Here is an 18,357-nt window from a genome sequence, read left to right as displayed (position 1 = left end):
CGCACCCCGTCGGCGTGCGGTCGAAAGCGATGAACGGACGCCGTCAATGCCCTTTTACCCTTTATACCGGGTGGTGATGCGTGCCCTGCCAGGCGCCTCCGGGAACGGAGGCGTTGATGAGTAAGGGCGCCACCGCCACCGACAGCCAGTCCCGCGAGGAGACGGGCGGTCTGGCGCGTGGGCTCACGCGACTGCGCGGCAACCCCATTCTGGGCCTGGTGATCGCCGGCGCGGCCACGATTGCCATCATCGTGGCGCTGCTGATGTGGGCGCGAAGCCCCGACTACCGTGTGCTCTACAGCAATCTCAGCGAGGCGGATGGGGGGCGCATCATCGGCGAGCTGGATAGCCGTGGCGTGCCCTACCGATTCAGCCAGGGGGGCCAGGCACTGCTGGTTCCCGACAGTCAGGTGCACACGCTGCGTCTGCAGCTTGCCGAGCAGGGCCTGCCACAGGGGGGCAACGCCGGGCTCGAGCTGATGCAGGACCAGGCCTTTGGCATCAGCCAGTTTGCCGAGCAGATCAATTATCAGCGCGGCCTCGAGGGCGAGCTGGCACGCTCCATGGAGTCGCTGGGCCCGGTAGCGCGGGCCCGCGTGCACCTGGCCCTGGCCAAGGACTCGGTCTTCGTGCGTGACCGCGAACCCGCCAAGGCCTCGGTGGTGCTCACCCTGCAGCCGGGGCGCACCATCGGTGAGGGCCAGGTGAGTTCCATCGTGCATCTGGTGGCCAGCAGCGTCCCGGACCTGGCGGCCGATGCCGTCACGGTGGTCGACCAGCATGGCAAGCTGCTGACCCCCAGCGATGGCGGCGGCCTGGGTCTCGACGGCACCCAGCTCGAGTATATCGCCGAAGTGGAGCGCTCCTATCGGCGGCGCATCGAGTCGATCCTGACGCCGATTCTGGGCCTGCGCAACGTCAAGGCCCAGGTGACCGCCGATATCGACTTCTCGCAGCGCGAGGAGACGGCCGAGCGCTATGGGCCGAATCAGGCGCCCAATGAAGCCGCCGTGCGCAGCCTTCAGTCGCGCCTTACCTGGCAGGGAGATGGGGAGGTCGCGGGCGGTATTCCCGGGGCCCTTTCCAACACTCCCCCCGGCATCGCGGTATCACCGATCGAAGCCCCCGCCGGCGAGGATGCCGAAGGTGCCGGTGACGAGGGTGCCGATGGCGAGGGCACTGGCAACGAGTCAAGTCTGGACCGCGACCAGGTGATCAACTACGAGGTCGACCGCACCGTTTCGCATACCCAGTATCGCCGCGGGGAGATCGAGCGCCTCAGCGCCGCCGTGGTGATCAACTATCGTGAGACCATCGACGAGAACGGCGCTGCCCGGGCAGAGCCGCTCAGCGAGGAAGAGCTTACCCAGCTGGAGCGCCTGGTGCGTCAGGCCATGGGGTTTTCCGAGGCACGCGGTGACGAGATCGCCCTGGTCAACAGCCCCTTCACCGTGGATGAGCAGGAGACAGCCCCTCTCGAGTGGTGGCAGCGCCCCGATATCCAGCAGCTGGCGGCCACGCTTGGCCGGTATCTGCTGATCGGCCTGGCTATTCTGCTGCTCTACCTGTTGCTCCTGCGTCCCTTTATCAAGCGTGCCACGGCCCTCCCGGCACCTCAGCAGCCAGCGCCCACCGTCACGGCCCGCGTGGGGGATGACGAGGAGTCGAACAAAGATGGCGCCAGGAAGGACGGAGACACGACCACCTATGAGAAGCCCCGCCGTCGCAAGGCCACGGCGTATGAACAGAACCTCAACGACCTGCGCGAAATGGCCGAGGAGGACCCACGCATGGTGGCGATGATCGTACGCAGCTGGATGAACAAGCATGAGTAAGCTTCAGGAGATGGGCGGCGTTCGCCACAGCGCCATCCTGCTGTTGGCACTGGACGAGGATGCCGCGGCAGAAGTCTTCAAGTTTCTTTCGCCGCAGGAAATCCAGCAGATCAGCCTGGAGATGGCAAGCCTCGAGCAGGTCTCCCACGATGAGATGCGCAAGGTGCTGCAGGCATTCAGTGACGAGACCGAAGAGTTTATCGCCCTGAACCTCAATTCCAGTGAGCATATCCGCTCCGTGCTCACCAAGGCGCTGGGCAGTGATCGTGCCAGCAGCCTGATCGAGGATGTGCTGGAGACTCGCGGCAGTGGCTCGGGCATCGACGCCCTCAACCTGATGGAACCATCGATAGTCGCCGAGATGATCCGCGACGAGCACCCGCAGATTATCGCCACGGTTCTGATCCACCTGGAGCGTCATCAGGCGGCCGATGTGATGGCGCTGTTCGACGAGAGGCTGCGCAATGATCTGGTCCTGAGAATCGCCACCTTCAGCGGCGTTCAGCCTGCCGCCCTGCAGGAGCTGACCGAGGTACTGACCAATATGCTCGATGGCCAGAACCTCAAGCGCAGCAAGATGGGCGGTGTACGCACGGCGGCAGAGCTCCTCAACCTGATGAATACCAACCAGGAGGAGGCCGCCATCGAGACGGTGCGCTCGCACAACGAGGATCTGGCCCAGAAGATCATCGACGAGATGTTCCTGTTCGAGAACCTTATCGACCTCGACGATCGCAGCATCCAGATCATCCTCAAGGAGATCGATACCAACTCCCTGGTGGTGGCGCTCAAGGGGGCTCCCGAGGCGCTTATGGACAAGTTCATGCGCAATATGTCCCAGCGTGCCGCCGACCTGATGCGCGAGGATATGGAGGCGCGCGGGCCAATCCGGGTCTCCCAGGTGGAGGCCGAACAGAAGACGATCCTGCAAGTGGTGCGCCGCCTGGCCGATGCCGGCGAAGTGGTATTGAGCGGCGGAGACGAGACCTATGTCTGATACCCGCCACCTCGACCCGGGTGGCCAGCAGAGGGCCTGGCGACGCTGGGAAATGGACGAGCTGGGCGCCCCACAGGCGGAGTCCGAGCGTCACCTAGGGCCGACTCGCGACGACCCCGAGGCCGAACGCCGCCGGAAGGAGCGCCAGCGGCGCCAGGCCGACCTCGACGCCCTGCGCGAGCAGGCCATGCAGGAGGGCCGTGACGCCGGCTACCAGGAAGGCCTCGAGGCGGGCCACCGCGAGGGGCTGGCCAAGGGACTCGAGGAGGGGCGCCAGCAGGCACGCCAGGAGCTCGAGGCTCGCAAACACGAGCTGCTCGCTCCCCTGGGCGAGCTTGCCCAGCAGTTTTCCAGCGCACTCGACACCCTGGACGAGGTCATTGCCGAGGACCTGGCCGACCTGGCCCTGGAAACCGGGCGCAAGCTTGCCGGCGAGGCACTAGAGGAGCGGCCAGACCAGGTGCTGGAAGTGGTACGCGCGCTGCTGCACACCGACCCGCCGCTGCTGGGCCAACAGCGCCTGTGGCTGCACCCCCAGGACCATGCGCTGGTGGAAAAGCACCTCGGCGAGGAGCTGTCGGCGGCCGGCTGGGCACTGCAGCCCGACGATCAGATCAGCCGTGGCGGCTGCCGTGTCACCAGCGCCAGCGGCGAGCTCGATGCCACCTGGGAGAGACGCTGGCAGGCCATCGAAGCGCAGGTGCGCCGTCGCAGCCCCCAAGCGCCAGGCCAGCGGGCCGTTTCGACCGGTCGCGAGGAGGAGCACTCGTGAGCGCAGGCCAGGCCACCAACCCCTACCAGGCACGCTGGCAGCAGGCGCTGCGCGGTGTACGCCAGCGCGTGGCACCGCTGCCGATCTACCGCTCCAGCGGCCGGGTGGTGCGGGCGACCGGCCTGGTGATCGAGGTGGTAGGGTTACAGGTAGCACTGGGCAATGCCTGCCGCATCGAGCTACCCTCGCTGCCCGGCGAGCCCGCCCGCTTCGCCGAGGCCGAGGTCGTGGGGTTTGCCGGCGACCGCCTCTACCTGATGCCGCTGGCCGAAATCAGCGGCCTCTCCCCCGGCGCCAGGGTCCTCCCGCTGGTGGAGGGCAACCCGAATGCGGCGCGGCGATTCCCCATCGGTGAGAGCCTGCTCGGCCGGGTCGTGGATGGCAATGGCAGCCCACTGGATGGCCTCGGCCCGCTGCAGGAGGCCCAGCGAGCTCCGCTGGCCAGCCCGCCGCTGAACCCACTCTCGCGGGCCCCCATCAACGAGCAGATCGACGTCGGCATACGCGCCATCAATGCGCTGCTCAGCGTGGGGCGCGGCCAGCGCATGGGGCTGTTTGCCGGCTCCGGGGTCGGCAAGTCGGTGCTGCTGGGGATGATGGCCCGCTACACCCGCGCGGATATCATCGTGGTGGGCCTTATCGGCGAGCGTGGTCGAGAGGTCCAGGACTTCATCGACAATATTCTCGGCAAGGAGGGGCTGGCACGCTCGGTGGTGGTCGCCGCCCCCGCGGATACCTCACCGCTGCAGCGTCTGCAGGGTGCGGCCTATGCCACGCGCCTGGCCGAAGGGTTCCGCGACCAGGGCCACAATGTCCTGCTGATCATGGACTCACTGACGCGTTTCGCCATGGCCCAGCGCGAAATCGCCCTGGCCATCGGCGAGCCACCCGCCACCAAGGGCTACCCCCCTTCGGTATTCGCCAAGCTGCCGGGCCTGGTGGAGCGAGCGGGCAATGCCGAACCGGGGGGCGGCTCGATCACGGCCTTCTACACGGTGCTGACCGAGGGGGATGATCAGCAGGACCCTATCGCCGACTCGGCACGCGCCATCCTCGATGGCCATATCGTGCTCTCTCGTACCCTGGCCGAGGCGGGTCACTACCCGGCGATCGACATCGAGGCCTCTATCAGCCGCGTCATGACCGCCGTGGCCGATAACCAACAGCAGCGGCTGGCCCAGCGCTTCAAGGGAATGTTCTCCCGCTACCAGCGCAACCGGGACCTGATCAGCGTCGGCGCCTACCACCCCGGCAACGACCCTCAGCTCGATGAGGCCGTACAGCGCTTTCCGCAGCTCGAGACCTTCCTGCAACAACGCATCGACGAGATCGCCGATATTGCTGCCTCTCAGCAAGCCCTCATCAGCACTGTCGGAGGTCCGGCATGACTCAGCCCCATACTCCCCTCGATACCCTGATCGAGCTGGCCCGCGACTCTCGCGACCAGGCCGGCCAGGCGCTGGCCGGCGAACAGCGCAATGCCAAGCAGGTCGCCGACCAGCTGGCGGCACTCACCGACTATCGGCAGGAGTATGCCGACAAGCTCAATGCCGCCATGCGTGACGGCATCGATCCCGCTACCATGCGCAACTATCAACAGTTCCTGGCCTCTCTCGACGATGCCCTGGCGCGCGCCCGACATGCCATGCAGACCCAGCAGCAGCGGATCGACCACACCCGCCAACGGTGGCAGCAGGAGCAGCGACGCCTGAGCTCCTATGACACCCTGACCGAACGGCGTGCCAAGGAGCAGCAGCGCATGGCCCAGCGTCGCGAACAACGCGTCAGCGATGACCTGGTCAACAGCCGCCTGGCCCACCGCCCCCGAGAGGGCGGATTCTGAGCCTACGAGGAGACTTTCGATGAATGTTCAGCATGTTATGCCTCTCAGCCCCTCGCCGGCCAAGTCCGCCAGCCATCATGACGGTGCCCCTGCCGGCTCACCGACCTTTGCCAGCAAGCTGGCCAGCATGACATCCGCCGGCAGCACCACGGCAGCCTCGCCTCATCCGCAGACGAGCGCCTCGGGTGCTGCCGGCCTGCCGAGTGCCAAGGGGCTCGACGCGGCGGGTGTTGCGCAGAGTGACATCGCCACCCTGCTGAGCGATCTGAATGTGCAGCTCGACGAGGCTGGCGTTGCAAAGAGTGACATCGAGACCATGCTGAACGAGCTGGCGTCGCTTCTGTCTTCATCCGATGGTGAAGCGGCGCTGGAGCTTGCGTCAGGGCTCCAGCCCCAAGGTGGCTCCAATGAGGCCTGGCCCGTTTCCCGGCATGACAACCTGCCTGACGAGTGGGCGACACTGCGCGAACGCCTGTCCCTGATCGAGCAGGCGGGCCGGCTGGCAGGGGCTGACGCTGAGCCGAGCCTGGCGCCATGGTCACCTTCCCTGCTGCCAGGCGCGAGCGAGTCGGGCAGCGGCATGGCCAGGGCATGGCAGGGAGATGCCGCGACACCTCCCAGAGCAACGCTTCGCGACACCATCCTGGCTGCCATGCAGCGCGGTGGCCAGACACAAATGGGTGATGCCCATGGCGGCAACGCCACGGCCCCGCAACTGAGTGGCATCGACACCAGCACTGCCTTCACACGCCAGGGAGAGCTGGCCTCTACCACCTTTTCGCTTCAGGGTGAGGCGCCACGAGGGAGCCTCTCCGAAGCGCTGTCCCCCTTGACCGGCAGCGTGACGGCAACGGGTTCAGCGACGGGTGGATCACCGGCGCCGACCGCTAGCCTGAGCGCCCCGGTGAACAGCCCGGCCTGGCCCCAGCAACTCGGCCAGCAGCTGATTCGAATGAGTCAGAGCGGCGGCGAGCAGCGGGTCGAGCTGAAGCTTCACCCCGCCGAGCTCGGCCCGCTGTCCATCAGCCTCAAGATGGGAGACCAGGGCGCCCAGGCCCAGTTCCTGTCGGCCCACGGGCAGGTCCGCCAGATCCTCGAGCAGTCGATCCCGCAGCTGCGCGAGGCACTGGCCGAACAAGGCATCGAGCTGGGTGAGGCCACGGTGGGCGAACAGCATGCAGGCAACGAGGGTCATGGCGAATCGCACGAGAGCGGCCAGACCCTGCTGGCTGGCGGGACGTCGTCCGATACTGGCGAGACAGGTTCGCAGAGCCTGTCGGAGGGGGGCGAGCGTACGATCCGCCTCGACGGTCGGGTCGACCTCTACGCCTGAGCTTCTGCAACTTTAAGCCTCTTTAGGCACGATCCTTGAAGATGCGCCCGCAAGTCGGGCCTGTTCGGCTCACTATCATGGCGCCACGGGGTGCATACTCTATCCAGCCATGATGGAAACATCCGATACAACACGATAGGTAAGTGAATGGCGAAATCTGCCGGTGGATCCCGCAAGCTCATCTGGGGGCTAGTGTCACTGCTGATGCTTCTTGGCATCGTGACTGCCGTCACCCTGTTCTTCGTTTTCAGCCAGCCCGACGCCTCGGCCGAGGAGACACCGGCCACGGCGGAGCGCAGCGCTCCCATCTTTCTCTCCATCGAGCCGTTCACGGTCAATCTCGCCGACGATGACTACGGCTCACGCCTGCTTTATACCGGCATCACGCTCAAGCTGGGCGACGACCAGACACAGGCGCTGCTCGAGGAGTACATGCCCCAGGTGCGCAGCCGTCTGCTGACCCTGTTTTCGGGCCAGAAGGCCAGTGAGCTGACCTCCGCTGAAGGTAAACAGCACCTGGCCGACGACATCATCACCGAGCTTGAGGCACCACTGGAGCCCGGACAGCCCGCACTGGCCATCAAGGACGTGCTGTTCACTGAGTTTATCGTCCAGTAGTCGGGCAGGAGACCGAGACACCATGTCCCAAGACGACCTGCTATCACAGGAAGAGATCGATGCCCTGCTCAAGGGTGTCAGCGGCGACGACGAGCCCGAAGCCAAGGGCGACGGCGCCTCGCACATTCGTCCGTATGACCCCGCCACCCAGCATCGGATCATTCGCGAACGCCTGCATTCGCTGGATATCATCAACGAGCGCTTCGCTCGCTACTTCCGCATGGCGTTGTTCAACCTGATCCGTCGCAGTGCCGACATTACCGTGGAGTCGGTACGCTACCAGAGCTACAGCGAGTTCTCTCGCAACGTGCCGGTACCCACCAATATCAATATCATCGCCATGAAGCCACTGCGCGGTTCGGCGCTGATTGTCTTTCCTCCCAGCTTGGTCTTCATGGTGGTAGATAGCCTGTTCGGAGGCGATGGGCGATTCGTCACTCGCTCCGAGGGGCGCGAGTTCACCAATACCGAACAGCGCATCATTCAGCGCCTGCTGGATCTGGCCATCAGTGCCTACAGCGATTCATGGAAATCGGTCTACCCGCTGCAAATTTCATACTTACGCAGCGAAATGCAGTCAAAATTTGCCAACATTACCAACTCGCCCAACGAAATCGTGGTCAATACCAACTTCAATCTCGAGGTGGGCAATCTGGCCAGTAGCTTCCAGATCTGCATGCCCTACATGATGATCGAGCCGCTGCGCGACCTGCTGACCAACCCCCTCCGAGACGGCGATCCAAAGCAGGACAGCGCCTGGACACGCCGTATCGCCGGTGAAATCCGCCACTCCGAGGTGGAGCTGATCGCCAAGTTTGCCGATATCCCCAGCCGCATCTCCCATGTCATGTCGATGAAGGCAGGCGACGTACTACCGCTGGAGCTCCCCGAAACGGTCACCGCCAGCGTCGATGGTGTGCCGGTGATGGAATGTGAATACGGTAGCCGCCATGAGCAGCGGGCACTGCGGGTAAGAAAAATCTTTGACCATGCCGCCGACCACGAGCCTGCCGATACGTTCGTCAAGGGGGCTTCACCGCGTGGCGCCGCCTCGAAAGCTAAGGAATCGCACCATGACTGACCCCAACAAGCCCGATAGGAACATCAGTGAGGATGACTGGTCCGTCGCCATGTCCGAGCAGAACGACGATACCCAGCCGGCAGACGAGGAGGATCCCTGGGCCGCAGCTCTGGCAGAGCAGCAGGCGGCCGAAGCCGCCGACCAGGAGCCCACAAGCTCCGATGACCCGCCTCCCGAGGCTCAGTCGGCCAGCCATAGCGTATTTCCCCCGCTGGAGCAGGGCCAGGGTGCTACCGTGGCCCGCGATCTCGAAATGATCATGGATATCCCGGTCAAGCTCACCGTGGAGCTCGGCCGCACCAAGCTGACGATCAAGCAGCTGCTGGAGTTGGCCCAGGGCTCGGTGATCGAGCTGGAAGGACTGGCCGGTGAACCCATGGACATATTGATCAACGGCTATTTGATTGCTCAGGGTGAAGTGGTCGTGGTCGAGGACAAGTACGGCATCCGTATCACCGAGATCATCACCCCCTCCGAGCGGGTGCAGAAGCTGAACAGATGAACGAGAACGCTGGCGAACAGGTACAGGGCGGCATCGAGGCCGCGAGCGCCGGCGGCGAGTCGCTGCTGGGGCTGGCCATGCTGGGCAAGACCGCAGCCGCCCTGGCGCTGATCCTGGTGATCCTGTTTCTCGCCGCCGCGGTGCTGCGCCGCTGGGGCCCTTATCAGCGCCGCGGCGGTGGCCAGCTCAGGGTTATCGACTCCGCCCTGGTCGGCCCCAGGGAGCGAGTCACCATTGTCCAGGTCAAGGAGACGTGGCTGGTGATCGGTGTGGGCAACGGTCGTGTGGAGATGCTGCATAGCCTGCCGGCAGAACCCGGCGCACCCGAAAGCCACGACAGTCCTCCCCCGTTCGAGGCTGGCGACAGTTTCGGCACACGCTTCGCCAAGGCACTCAAGCGCAATGCCGGGTTGGACCACAGGAGAGACTCGTGACCCGGCGCGAATCGGTAAAATGGCTTCTGTTCCTGACATTGCCGCTCGCCGGAGTGCTGCTGCCAACACTGGGCCTCGCCCAGGAAATCCCCGGCATCATCAGCACCCCGACCGAAGATGGCGGGCAGCGCTGGTCGCTATCGCTGCAGACACTGCTGCTGCTCAGTTCGCTGGCCTTTCTACCGGCCGCACTACTGATGATGACCAGCTTTACCCGCATCATCATCGTATTGAGCCTGCTGCGCACCGCCATGGGCACCCAGGCGACCCCTCCCAACCAGATCCTGCTGGGTCTGGCGCTGTTTCTGACCTTCTTTATCATGGCGCCGGTATTCAACCAGGTTCACGAACTGGCCTGGGTGCCACTGAGCAATGACGAGATCGACCTTGGCCGGTTCCTGGAGCTGGCCCAGGGGCCCTTCCGGGAGTTTATGCTGGCCCAGACCCGGGAACCGGACCTGGCCATGTTCGCGCGCCTGGCCGACATCGGTGATCTGCAGGGCCCGGAGGATGTACCGCTACGCATCCTGGTGCCCTCCTTCGTTACCAGCGAGCTGAAGACGGCCTTCCAGATCGGCTTTACCATCTTTATTCCCTTTCTGATCATCGATCTGGTTGTCGCCAGCACGCTGATGTCGCTGGGCATGATGATGGTGCCGCCGATCACCATCTCGCTGCCCTTCAAGCTGATGCTGTTCGTGCTGGTGGATGGCTGGCAGCTGATCCTGGGATCCCTGGCCGAGAGCTTCTATTTCTAAACGGTTCTATTTTTAACACCTCCATTGCCAGGCGCCATCGCGCTTTGCCACCAATCCATGATAACTGCTGATTTAGGGAGCCGTTCATGACACCGGAAATGGTGATGAATCTGGCCTATCAGGGGATGCGTGTGACGCTGCTGCTCGCCGCCCCGCTGCTGCTTGCCGCACTGGCCACCGGCCTGTTGGTCAGCCTGTTTCAGGCCGCTACCCAGATCAACGAGATGACCCTCTCGTTCATTCCCAAGATACTGGCCGTGTTCACCGTGCTGGTACTGGCCGGCCCCTGGCTGCTCTCCCTGATCACCACCTTCACGCGGGAGCTCTTCACCAATATCCCTGCAATGCTGATGTAACACCATGGTGGAGGTGACCTTCGATCAGCTGCACGGCTGGCTGGTGGCCTTCTTCTGGCCCTTTGCGCGGATTACCGCGCTGATGCTGAGCGCCCCACTCTGGGGCCACTCCAGCGTGCCCCGCCAGGCCAAGATCGCCACCGCCGGCGCGATTGCCATAGTGATTGCCCCGGTGCTGCCGGCCATGCCGGATATTCCGCTCTTCTCGTGGGCGGGGCTGGGAACGCTGGTCGAGCAGACTCTGATCGGCTTGGCCATCGGGCTCACGGTACGTATCATCGTCTCGGTGGTTCAGGCCTCTGGGGACTTTATCGGCCTGCAGATGGGCCTGGCCTTCGCCACCTTCTTCGACCCCGCAAGCGGCACCAATATGGTGGTGCTGTCGCGGATACTCTACATGATCACCCTGCTGATGTTCCTGGCCTTCAACGGCCATCTGGTGGTTCTCGAGATCGTGGTGGCGAGCTTCGAGACGCTACCCGTCGGCATCGGTCGCTTCAATCCCGACGCCTTTATCCTGCTGGCCCGCTACGGCGGCACCATCTTCACCGTCGGCATGCTGCTGGCCCTACCGCTGGTGGCCTCCCTGCTGATCATCAACCTGGCCCTTGGCATCCTCAACCGCTCAGCGCCGCAATTGACGGTATTCAATATCGGTTTTCCGACCTCGCTTACCGTCGGCCTGGTGCTGCTGATGGTACTGATGACCGAGCTGGGCGGCTTTCTGGAGCGACACTTCGCCAATGGGCTTGACTTCCTTCAGGGGCTGCTGGAGACGATGGCGCCGCTGCCCGTGCCATAACTTGCGAAATCGAAAAAAGCCGTTCCGACCTGGGCAGGTACCGGAACGGCAAAACGGCCATGCCGGAGACGGGGATGGCATGGCCGGCAGGGAAAAGAAAGAAATCAGAGGTAGTTGAACAAGGACATGCCCTTCATGTCGGCGAACGCCTTCTGGGAGGCCTGCAGGCCTACCTGGCGCAGGGTGTAATCACCGATCGCCTCGGCGTAGTCGAGATCCACCAGGTCGGAGAGGGTCTGCTCGTAGTTGAGCATGCGGTTGCCCCCCACGCTGTCGATCACATCCAGTTCGTTGAGGCGGGCACCGACGGAGGCACGCTTGGTCAGCACGTTGTCGAGGCTGTTGTCGAACTCGCGCATCACCTCGTCCAGGGTGCCGTGCAGCGTCTCGGCGTCACCTGGCGGATTTTCCAGTACGTTCAGCGCCTTCTCGAAGGTCGTGAAGAGATCTGTGTTGTCTTCATCCACATCGCCGGCCGTGCTCTGAAAGATCGACTCCCCATTCTCGCCAACCTTCATCAGGCGAGAGGCGTCGATACGCTGTTCACGAATGTTGCTATCGCCAACATAGGCGACATCGCCCGCCTGTTTCTCGAAGGGCGGAGCGTCATCCTTGTAGCCGCCGAAGATATAGCGGCCGTTGCCATCCGTGGCGTTGGCCTGGCCGAAGACGGTCTCGTAGATGCCGCGCAGCTCGGAGGCAATAGACTGTCGATCGGGGTCGCTCAAGGTGTCATTCTGCGCCTGGATAATCAGCGTCTTGGCGCTGATGACGGCGTCGCTAACGCTGTTGAGCACGCTCTCGGTCTGGGCCAGCGAGTTTCTGGCGCTGACGCGAGAGTCGGCAAACTGCTGGGTCACCGCGCGGGACTGGTCGACGCCCACTGCCCGCGAGGCGGCCTGGGGGTCATCGGAAGGATTGACCACCCGCCGACCGCTGGCGATCTGCTGGCTGACCTTGAGAAAGTCGTTCTGCTGACGGTTCATGGACGAGATGCTCTGCTCGTACATGGTGACACTGCTGACTCGCATCGTGTTCTCTCTCCGGATCAGTTACGCAGGCCGAGGATGGTGTCGAGGACGGTGGTGCCGGTATCGATAACTCGGGCATTGGCCTGGTAGAACTGCTGATAACGGATCAGATTGGCCGCCTCCTCGTCCAGATTGACACCGGATTCGGACTGCTGCATCGCGCGCAGTTGATCGGTCAGGCCCTGCTGAGCATCGAGGTTGGCCTGGACGATATTGGTGCGATTGCCCACATCGCTGACCATGGCACCATAGGCGCCACTCAGCGTGGCGGAGCCGCTCACGATTTTTTCCTTTTGAAGATCCTGCATCGCCAAGGCGTTCTCGTTGTTGCCTGAACCGCCACTCACTCCCGCCGCAGCGATCTTGTCCAGATCATCGATGGCCAGTTTCAGGCTGCCGCCGGCGCGGTGCAGTGACGTCGAGTCGATCTCGAAAAGATCCCCCCCCGAATCGCCATTCAGGTCGACACCCTTGGCATGCTGTTCGTTGAAGGCCTCCGCCAGGGAAACCGCCAGCTGACCGATCTGGCGCTGGGTCTTATCCAGGGTCTCGGCACGGAAGTCCATCAACCCGCCCAGGGTGCCGCCGGTCACGGTGTCCTCATCCAGCGCCACCAGATCACCGTTGGAGTCACGATAGCCCAGCACGGTGCGCAGGGGATCGCTGGGCGAGTCCATCGCCTCCAGGCGATAGTGCTGGGTGCCGGCCACCAGCGGCTGACCGTTGGGCAGGCTGATGTTGTAGGTCTTGCCGTCCTGGATATTGAGGCGCACGTCCATGCGCTCATTGAGTTCGTGAACCATCCGGTCACGCTGGTTGAGCAGGCTGTTGGGCGCCTCGCCGCTGCGTGCCCGGGCCAGGGCGATCTCCCGATTGATATCGGCCAGCTGCTCGGTGGCGTTGTTGATCTGGGTGACCTCGTCGCCGATCTGTCCATTGATGCCCTCCTGCATATCCTGCAGGTAGCCGTCGAAGGAGCGAAACTGGGCGGTCAGGGTATCGGCGGCACCGAGCACGCCCTGACGGGCAGCGGGATCGGAAGGCGCACTGGCCAGGTCCTCCATGGCGGAGAAGAAGTTCTGCATCAGCGGCGCCAGGCCGGCATCACGATCTGCCAGCAGGCTGTCGATCTGCCCGACCTGCTGGTTATACGCCTCCAGCGCACTGGACTTGCTGGTGGCCGCGTTGAGCTGGCCGGCCACGTACTGATTGAACTGGCGCTGAATATCGTTGACCTGCACGCCACCCCCGGCACGGCTCTCGCCGAGAACGGTCACCTCGCGGTTGTAGCCCGGAGTATAGACGTTGCTGATATTGTTGCTGGTGCTTTGCAGGGCATTTTGAGCGGCATTCAGACCGCTCAGCCCAGTCGAAAAGATACTCATGTGGCATTTCCCTTGGCCGTTACCCCGTTAATCGGCAGCGCGCCGAGAATCTTGAGGCCCAACTCAGCGCAGGCCAGCGGCCGCGATGGAGCCGGCGCTGGCCAGCTGCCGGTCCGTGCCCAGCGGCCCTATGCTGTGCATGACCGCGATCAGCTTGTCGGCGTAGGCCGGGTCGGTGGCATAGCCGCCCTGCTGCAGGGCGTGCGCCGCCTCGGCCGGGCTCGCGGCCGCGGTCACCGCCCGGTAGCGGGGGTTGTTGCCGATCAGGTTGGCGTAGTCGGTAAACGCCTCCTCGAAGGAGGCGTAGACCCGGAAGTCGTCGCGCACCCGCTGACGCTGTCCGCCGTAGACTTCATGGGTCACGATCTCGGTGGTCTCGCCGCGCCAGCTACTGCCGGCCTTGATGCCGAAGAGGTTGTGACTGTTGCCGCCGTCCCGGGTGGAGATCTCATGACGCCCCCAGCCAGTCTCGAGGGCGGCCTGGGCCAGGATCAGCTCGGCTGGCACGCCCGTGGCACGGCTGGCCGCCTGGGCGGGCGCCTCGAGGCGGTCGAGAAAGGTCCGCACATGTGCCGGCATCGCGGAGCGCTCGCGCGACGCCGGCAAACCCGCGGCCTGCTGCGTGGCCATGTCGCCACCTGAATCAGCGGCCGCCCCCCTCGGTCGAGCATCCAGCGCCGCCATAAAGCCACTGACGCTGTTATCTGGTACTGCCTGCGACTCACCGGGTTCCACGGCGCTCGAGGGTAGTGACTGAATGGCATCCCGCAGCGGCCTGGGGGTTCCCCGCGGAATACCGGCGATCAGCGCGTTTTCGGCCGGCGCTGCCTGCGACGGGACCAGGCCACGACTCTCGAGCTCGCTGACCAGCTTGTCGGCCAGGCCGATTCCGCGGCTGGCCATGGTCTGGGACCACTGTTGGTCGAGCATCGACTGGAAGAACTCGCTCTGCTTGTTGTCCAGAAGCCCCGTGGTGGGCACGGCGTCGCGCATGCTCTTGACCATCATCTGGATAAACAGGGCCTCGAACTGCTGGGCAGCCGCATCGGCGCCACTCGCCGGATCCTGACGCGCGCTGTGCTTGAGCCGCTGCAGGCCCTGCATCTCCAGGGCAAACTGGCCATCCAGGCCATTACCATGACTCAGCGCCATATCAGATGATCTCCAGCTCTGCGCGCAGTGACCCCGAAGCCTTCAACGCCTCGAGGATCGACATCAGATCGGCCGGCGTCGCTCCCAGGGTATTCAGTGCATCCACCAGCTCCGTCAGGTTGGCACCCTCCACTACCTTGAGGGTGCCGGGCTGCTGCTCGATGCTGACCTCGGTGTCCTGGACGACCACGGTCTCGCCACCGCCGAAGGGGTTGGGCTGACTGACGCCCACATCGGTATCGATGGTGATGGCCAGGTTGCCGTGGGCCACGGCGGCCTGGCGCAGCGTGACACGGCCATTCATGGCGATGGCCCCGGTGCGCGAGTTGAGCACCACCCTGGCCGGCGCCTCGGTTGGCGTGACGTTGAGCTGCTCGATCCGCGCCATGAAGTTGACTCGCGCGTTGGCATTCTGCGGGCCATCCAGGGCGATCACTCGACCATTGAGCGCCGAGGCAACCGGCCGCCCAAACTCATAATTGATGGCCGCCACCACTCGCTGTGCCGTACCGAAGTCGGTGCGGTTGAGCTCGAGCTCCAGCAGCCCGCCTCGGGCGCCCAGGTCCAGCGGCACCTCGCGCTCGACCATGGCACCCCCGGTGATGCGTCCGCCGGCCTGCTGGTTGATCTGCACACTGCTGCCACCGCCTTGGGCACTGGCACCACTGACCAGAAGATTGCCCTGGGCGATGGCATAGGTCGCGCCATCGGCGCCCTTCAGCGGGGTCATCAGCAGGGTGCCACCGCGCAGGCTGCGGGCATTGCCCACCGAGGAGACATTGACATCCAGGCGCTGGCCGGGGCGGGAGAAGGGCGGCAGATCCGCTGTCACCATCACCGCCGCCACATTGCGCAGCTGCATATTGGTCCCTTCCGGGACCGTCACGCCCAGCTGGTTGAGCATGTTGGCGAGGCTCTGCCCGGTAAACGGCGCCTGGGTGGTCTGGTCACCGGTATTGTCCAGCCCGACTACCAAGCCATAGCCCACCAGGACGTTGTCGCGCACGCCGGCGAAGCTGGCCAGCTCACGAATCTGTTCGGCACGCGCCGGTGTGGCCGCCATCACGACCAGCAGGATGACGACCAGCAGGGCAAAGAAACCGTTGTGGCACGCTTGCGAAGAAGGCTTCACGGTCGAACTCCTGCTAGAAGGGCGAGACATTGAGGAAGAACCGCTGCAACCAGCCCATATGTTGCGCCTCGCTGATGTAACCATCGCCGACGTACTCGATGCGGGCATCCGCCACCTGTGTCGACATCACGGCCCCCTGGCCGGTGATGGTGCGCGGGTCGACAACCCCCGCAAAACGGATGAATTCGGTGCCCTGGTTGATCGCGATCTGCTTCTCGCCCCGCACCCGTAGATAGCCATTGTTGAGCACCTGCAGCACCGAGACGGTAATGGTGCCGGTAAAGGAGTTGTTCGCCTCGGAGCCGCCACCCCCGCTGAAGTCGCTCTCCCCGGAGGCGGAGATATCGAAGCCGAGTTCGGCCAGCTGCTCGATGGCATCGGCCTGCTGGTCGAAGCCCAGGCTGGAGGAACCACTGCGATCGGCGCTGGACTGGCTGTTCTTGCTGGCGCTGACCTGCTCGTCCAGGACGATGGTCAGGATATCGCCCACCATGGTGGGGCGCCGATCCTCGAACAGCGGGCGATAGCCGCGCTCGGCCTGGTAGATGGAGCCGTTGGCGCGTGGCAGCGGCGGCTGCGGAATCTCGATGCGCTCCTGCTCCCCCACCACCGAGGCGCGAGGAACCTGGGCGCAGCCGCCCATCAGCAGCATCAGCGCGACCATCCACCACAGGCTTGGCCTACCCAGGCGCCCTGTCATCATGCCCTCTCTCCCGCCATTGCCATCATCGGTTACAGCTGGCTCAGGCGGGCCAGCATCTCATCGCTGGTCTGCACCGCCTTGCTGTTGATCTCGTAGGCGCGCTGGGTCTGGATCATGCTGACCATCTCCTCCACCACATTGACGTTGGAGGTCTCGACATAGCCCTGGAACAAGCGCCCCGTGCCATTCATGCCCGGCATATTCTCGTTACGCGGCCCGGATGAGGCGGTTTCCATATAGAGGTTGCCGCCAACGCTCTCGAGCCCGGTGGGGTTGACGAAGGTGGAGAGCGTGATCTGCCCGACCTCGTTGGGCTGGCTGGTGCCGGGCTCGGTCACGCTGACCACCCCATCCTCGCCGATGGAGATCGACAGGGCGTTGTCGGGAATGATGATCGCCGGCTCCAGGGGATAGCCGTTGGCGGTGACCATCTGGCCGTTCTCGTTGAGCTGGAAGCTGCCATCCCGTGTGTAGGCGGTGCTGCCGTCCGGCATCAATACCTGAAAGAAGCCCTGGCCGTTGATGGCCAGGTCACGGGAGTTCTCGGTGTTCTCGAGCCCGCCCTGGGTATGCAGGCGCTCGGTGGCGACGGGGCGCACGCCGGTGCCCACCTGCATGCCGGAGGGCAGACGGTCCTGGATATTGTTCTGGGCGCCGGGCTGACGCATGTTCTGGTAGAGCAGGTCCTCGAACACGGCGCGGGAGCGCTTGAAGCCATTGGTGCTGACGTTGGCCAGATTGTTGGAGATGACATCCAGATTGACCTGCTGGGATTCCAGGCCGGTCTTGGCCGTCCATAGTGACTTGATCATTGAAATTCCTTGCGAATTGGCGCGTGACGGCAGGCGCGATCAGCCCTGAATCGACAGCAGGCTGTTGGCGCGCTGGGCGTTCTCGTCGGCGGTGCTGATACCCTTCATCTGCATCTCGTAGCGGCGAGCCACATCGATCATCGACACCATGGCCTTCACCGCACTGACATTGCTGCCCTCCAGGGCGCCGCTGACGAGTGACACCTCATCATCCAGCGGCAGGGCCGCCGGTGGCTCCCCTTCGGCCCCGGCCGCCGGGCGGAAGAGGCCATCATCGCCGCGCAGCAGGCCCTGCTCCGGCGCCGAGACCAGCTTGAGGCGATCCACCGGCACCAGGGCGTCGGGGTCCTCGCCAGCCCCGATGGTGCTGATGGTGCCATCCGCGCCAATGGAGACCTGGGCCCCCAGCGGAATCTGGATGGGACCGCCCTCGCCCATCACCGGCCGGCCATTGGCAGTCATCAGGAAGCCATCGCCATCGACCTGGAGATCGCCGCGGCGGGTGTAGGCCTCGCCATCCGCCGCCTGCACGGTCAGCCAGCCATTGCCCTCCACGGCGACGTCCAGCGCCCGCCCGGTACGATTGATGGGGCCGCTGGAGAAATCCGATCCCGGCGTCGAGGCGGCCACCGAGACGCGTGTATCGAGCGGGCCATCGCCCTGCACCGGCACCGCGCGCATGGCGTGCAACTGGGCGCGAAAGCCGGTGGTGCTGACGTTGGACAGGTTGTGGCTGACCACCGCCTGCTGCTCCATGCTCTGGCGCGCGCCGCTCATGGCGGTATAGAGAATGCGATCCATGGCTCAGTCT

Annotated in this window: 20 protein-coding genes; 13 read left to right on the top strand and 7 right to left on the bottom strand. The window is 64.4% G+C overall.

Features of this window, described 5'->3' with window-relative positions:
• Positions 1-116: 116 nt before the first annotated feature.
• From fliF to fliR, 13 genes are all read left to right on the top strand, one after another.
• A complete protein-coding gene (fliF, locus tag RM463_RS06795) occupies positions 117-1,835 on the top strand; it encodes a flagellar basal-body MS-ring/collar protein FliF (protein WP_311429497.1) in 1,719 nt (572 codons plus the stop codon).
• Positions 1,828-2,832, top strand: coding sequence for a flagellar motor switch protein FliG (gene fliG, locus RM463_RS06790; protein WP_311429496.1), 1,005 nt, complete (start codon positions 1,828-1,830; stop codon positions 2,830-2,832). The genes fliF and fliG overlap by 8 nt, the downstream gene beginning before the upstream one ends.
• Positions 2,825-3,604, top strand: coding sequence for a flagellar assembly protein FliH (locus RM463_RS06785; protein WP_311429495.1), 780 nt, complete (start codon positions 2,825-2,827; stop codon positions 3,602-3,604). The genes fliG and RM463_RS06785 overlap by 8 nt, the downstream gene beginning before the upstream one ends.
• Entirely contained in the window at positions 3,601-4,992 is a 1,392-nt protein-coding gene (gene fliI, locus RM463_RS06780; RefSeq protein ID WP_311429494.1) for a flagellar protein export ATPase FliI, read from the top strand. Before RM463_RS06785 ends, fliI begins: the two co-directional genes overlap by 4 nt.
• Positions 4,989-5,447, top strand: a complete 459-nt coding sequence (gene fliJ, locus RM463_RS06775; protein WP_311429493.1) for a flagellar export protein FliJ — start codon at positions 4,989-4,991, stop codon at positions 5,445-5,447. The genes fliI and fliJ overlap by 4 nt, the downstream gene beginning before the upstream one ends.
• Positions 5,448-5,466: 19 nt before the next feature.
• Positions 5,467-6,780 carry a flagellar hook-length control protein FliK gene (locus RM463_RS06770; protein ID WP_311429492.1) on the top strand — a complete coding sequence of 438 codons (1,314 nt, stop codon included), beginning with the start codon at positions 5,467-5,469 and terminating at the stop codon, positions 6,778-6,780.
• A gap of 147 nt (positions 6,781-6,927) precedes the next feature.
• Positions 6,928-7,398 carry a flagellar basal body-associated protein FliL gene (gene fliL, locus RM463_RS06765; protein WP_311429491.1) on the top strand — a complete coding sequence of 157 codons (471 nt, stop codon included), beginning with the start codon at positions 6,928-6,930 and terminating at the stop codon, positions 7,396-7,398.
• Positions 7,399-7,420: 22 nt separating this feature from the next.
• Positions 7,421-8,479 carry a flagellar motor switch protein FliM gene (gene fliM, locus RM463_RS06760; protein ID WP_311429490.1) on the top strand — a complete coding sequence of 353 codons (1,059 nt, stop codon included), beginning with the start codon at positions 7,421-7,423 and terminating at the stop codon, positions 8,477-8,479.
• Positions 8,472-8,981 carry a flagellar motor switch protein FliN gene (gene fliN / locus RM463_RS06755; protein ID WP_311429489.1) on the top strand — a complete coding sequence of 170 codons (510 nt, stop codon included), beginning with the start codon at positions 8,472-8,474 and terminating at the stop codon, positions 8,979-8,981. The genes fliM and fliN overlap by 8 nt, the downstream gene beginning before the upstream one ends.
• Positions 8,978-9,415 (top strand): flagellar biosynthetic protein FliO, encoded by a 438-nt coding sequence (fliO, locus tag RM463_RS06750; protein ID WP_311429488.1) that lies wholly within the window; start codon positions 8,978-8,980, stop codon positions 9,413-9,415. The genes fliN and fliO overlap by 4 nt, the downstream gene beginning before the upstream one ends.
• Positions 9,416-9,441: 26 nt before the next feature.
• A complete protein-coding gene (gene fliP / locus RM463_RS06745) occupies positions 9,442-10,173 on the top strand; it encodes a flagellar type III secretion system pore protein FliP (protein ID WP_311429604.1) in 732 nt (243 codons plus the stop codon).
• Positions 10,174-10,259: 86 nt separating this feature from the next.
• Entirely contained in the window at positions 10,260-10,529 is a 270-nt protein-coding gene (gene fliQ / locus RM463_RS06740) for a flagellar biosynthesis protein FliQ (protein ID WP_311429487.1), read from the top strand.
• 4 nt (positions 10,530-10,533) lie between these two features.
• Entirely contained in the window at positions 10,534-11,331 is a 798-nt protein-coding gene (gene fliR, locus RM463_RS06735; RefSeq protein ID WP_311429486.1) for a flagellar biosynthetic protein FliR, read from the top strand.
• A gap of 104 nt (positions 11,332-11,435) precedes the next feature.
• Here the strand turns inward: fliR and flgL are convergent, their stop codons facing one another.
• From flgL to flgF, 7 genes are all read right to left on the bottom strand, one after another.
• A complete protein-coding gene (gene flgL, locus RM463_RS06730) occupies positions 11,436-12,362 on the bottom strand; it encodes a flagellar hook-associated protein FlgL (protein WP_311429485.1) in 927 nt (308 codons plus the stop codon).
• 17 nt (positions 12,363-12,379) lie between these two features.
• On the bottom strand, positions 12,380-13,747 hold the full coding sequence (flgK, locus tag RM463_RS06725) for a flagellar hook-associated protein FlgK (RefSeq protein ID WP_311429484.1): 1,368 nt from the start codon (positions 13,745-13,747) through the stop codon (positions 12,380-12,382).
• Between the two features lie 63 nt (positions 13,748-13,810).
• Positions 13,811-14,899 carry a flagellar assembly peptidoglycan hydrolase FlgJ gene (flgJ, locus tag RM463_RS06720; RefSeq protein WP_311429483.1) on the bottom strand — a complete coding sequence of 363 codons (1,089 nt, stop codon included), beginning with the start codon at positions 14,897-14,899 and terminating at the stop codon, positions 13,811-13,813.
• A gap of 1 nt (position 14,900) precedes the next feature.
• Complete coding sequence (locus RM463_RS06715; RefSeq protein ID WP_311429603.1) at positions 14,901-15,962, bottom strand: flagellar basal body P-ring protein FlgI; 1,062 nt, start codon at positions 15,960-15,962, stop codon at positions 14,901-14,903.
• Between the two features lie 82 nt (positions 15,963-16,044).
• A complete protein-coding gene (locus RM463_RS06710; protein ID WP_409228248.1) occupies positions 16,045-16,734 on the bottom strand; it encodes a flagellar basal body L-ring protein FlgH in 690 nt (229 codons plus the stop codon).
• A gap of 29 nt (positions 16,735-16,763) precedes the next feature.
• Positions 16,764-17,546 (bottom strand): flagellar basal-body rod protein FlgG, encoded by a 783-nt coding sequence (gene flgG, locus RM463_RS06705; protein ID WP_311429482.1) that lies wholly within the window; start codon positions 17,544-17,546, stop codon positions 16,764-16,766.
• Between the two features lie 39 nt (positions 17,547-17,585).
• Positions 17,586-18,347 carry a flagellar basal-body rod protein FlgF gene (flgF, locus tag RM463_RS06700; protein ID WP_311429481.1) on the bottom strand — a complete coding sequence of 254 codons (762 nt, stop codon included), beginning with the start codon at positions 18,345-18,347 and terminating at the stop codon, positions 17,586-17,588.
• Positions 18,348-18,357: the final 10 nt, after the last annotated feature.

The sequence above is a fragment of the Halomonas sp. LES1 genome (assembly GCF_031846005.1).
Lineage (GTDB): Bacteria > Pseudomonadota > Gammaproteobacteria > Pseudomonadales > Halomonadaceae > Halomonas.
The sequence above is the reverse complement of the archived record's forward strand: the minus strand, read 5'-3'. Positions and strand labels throughout refer to the sequence as shown.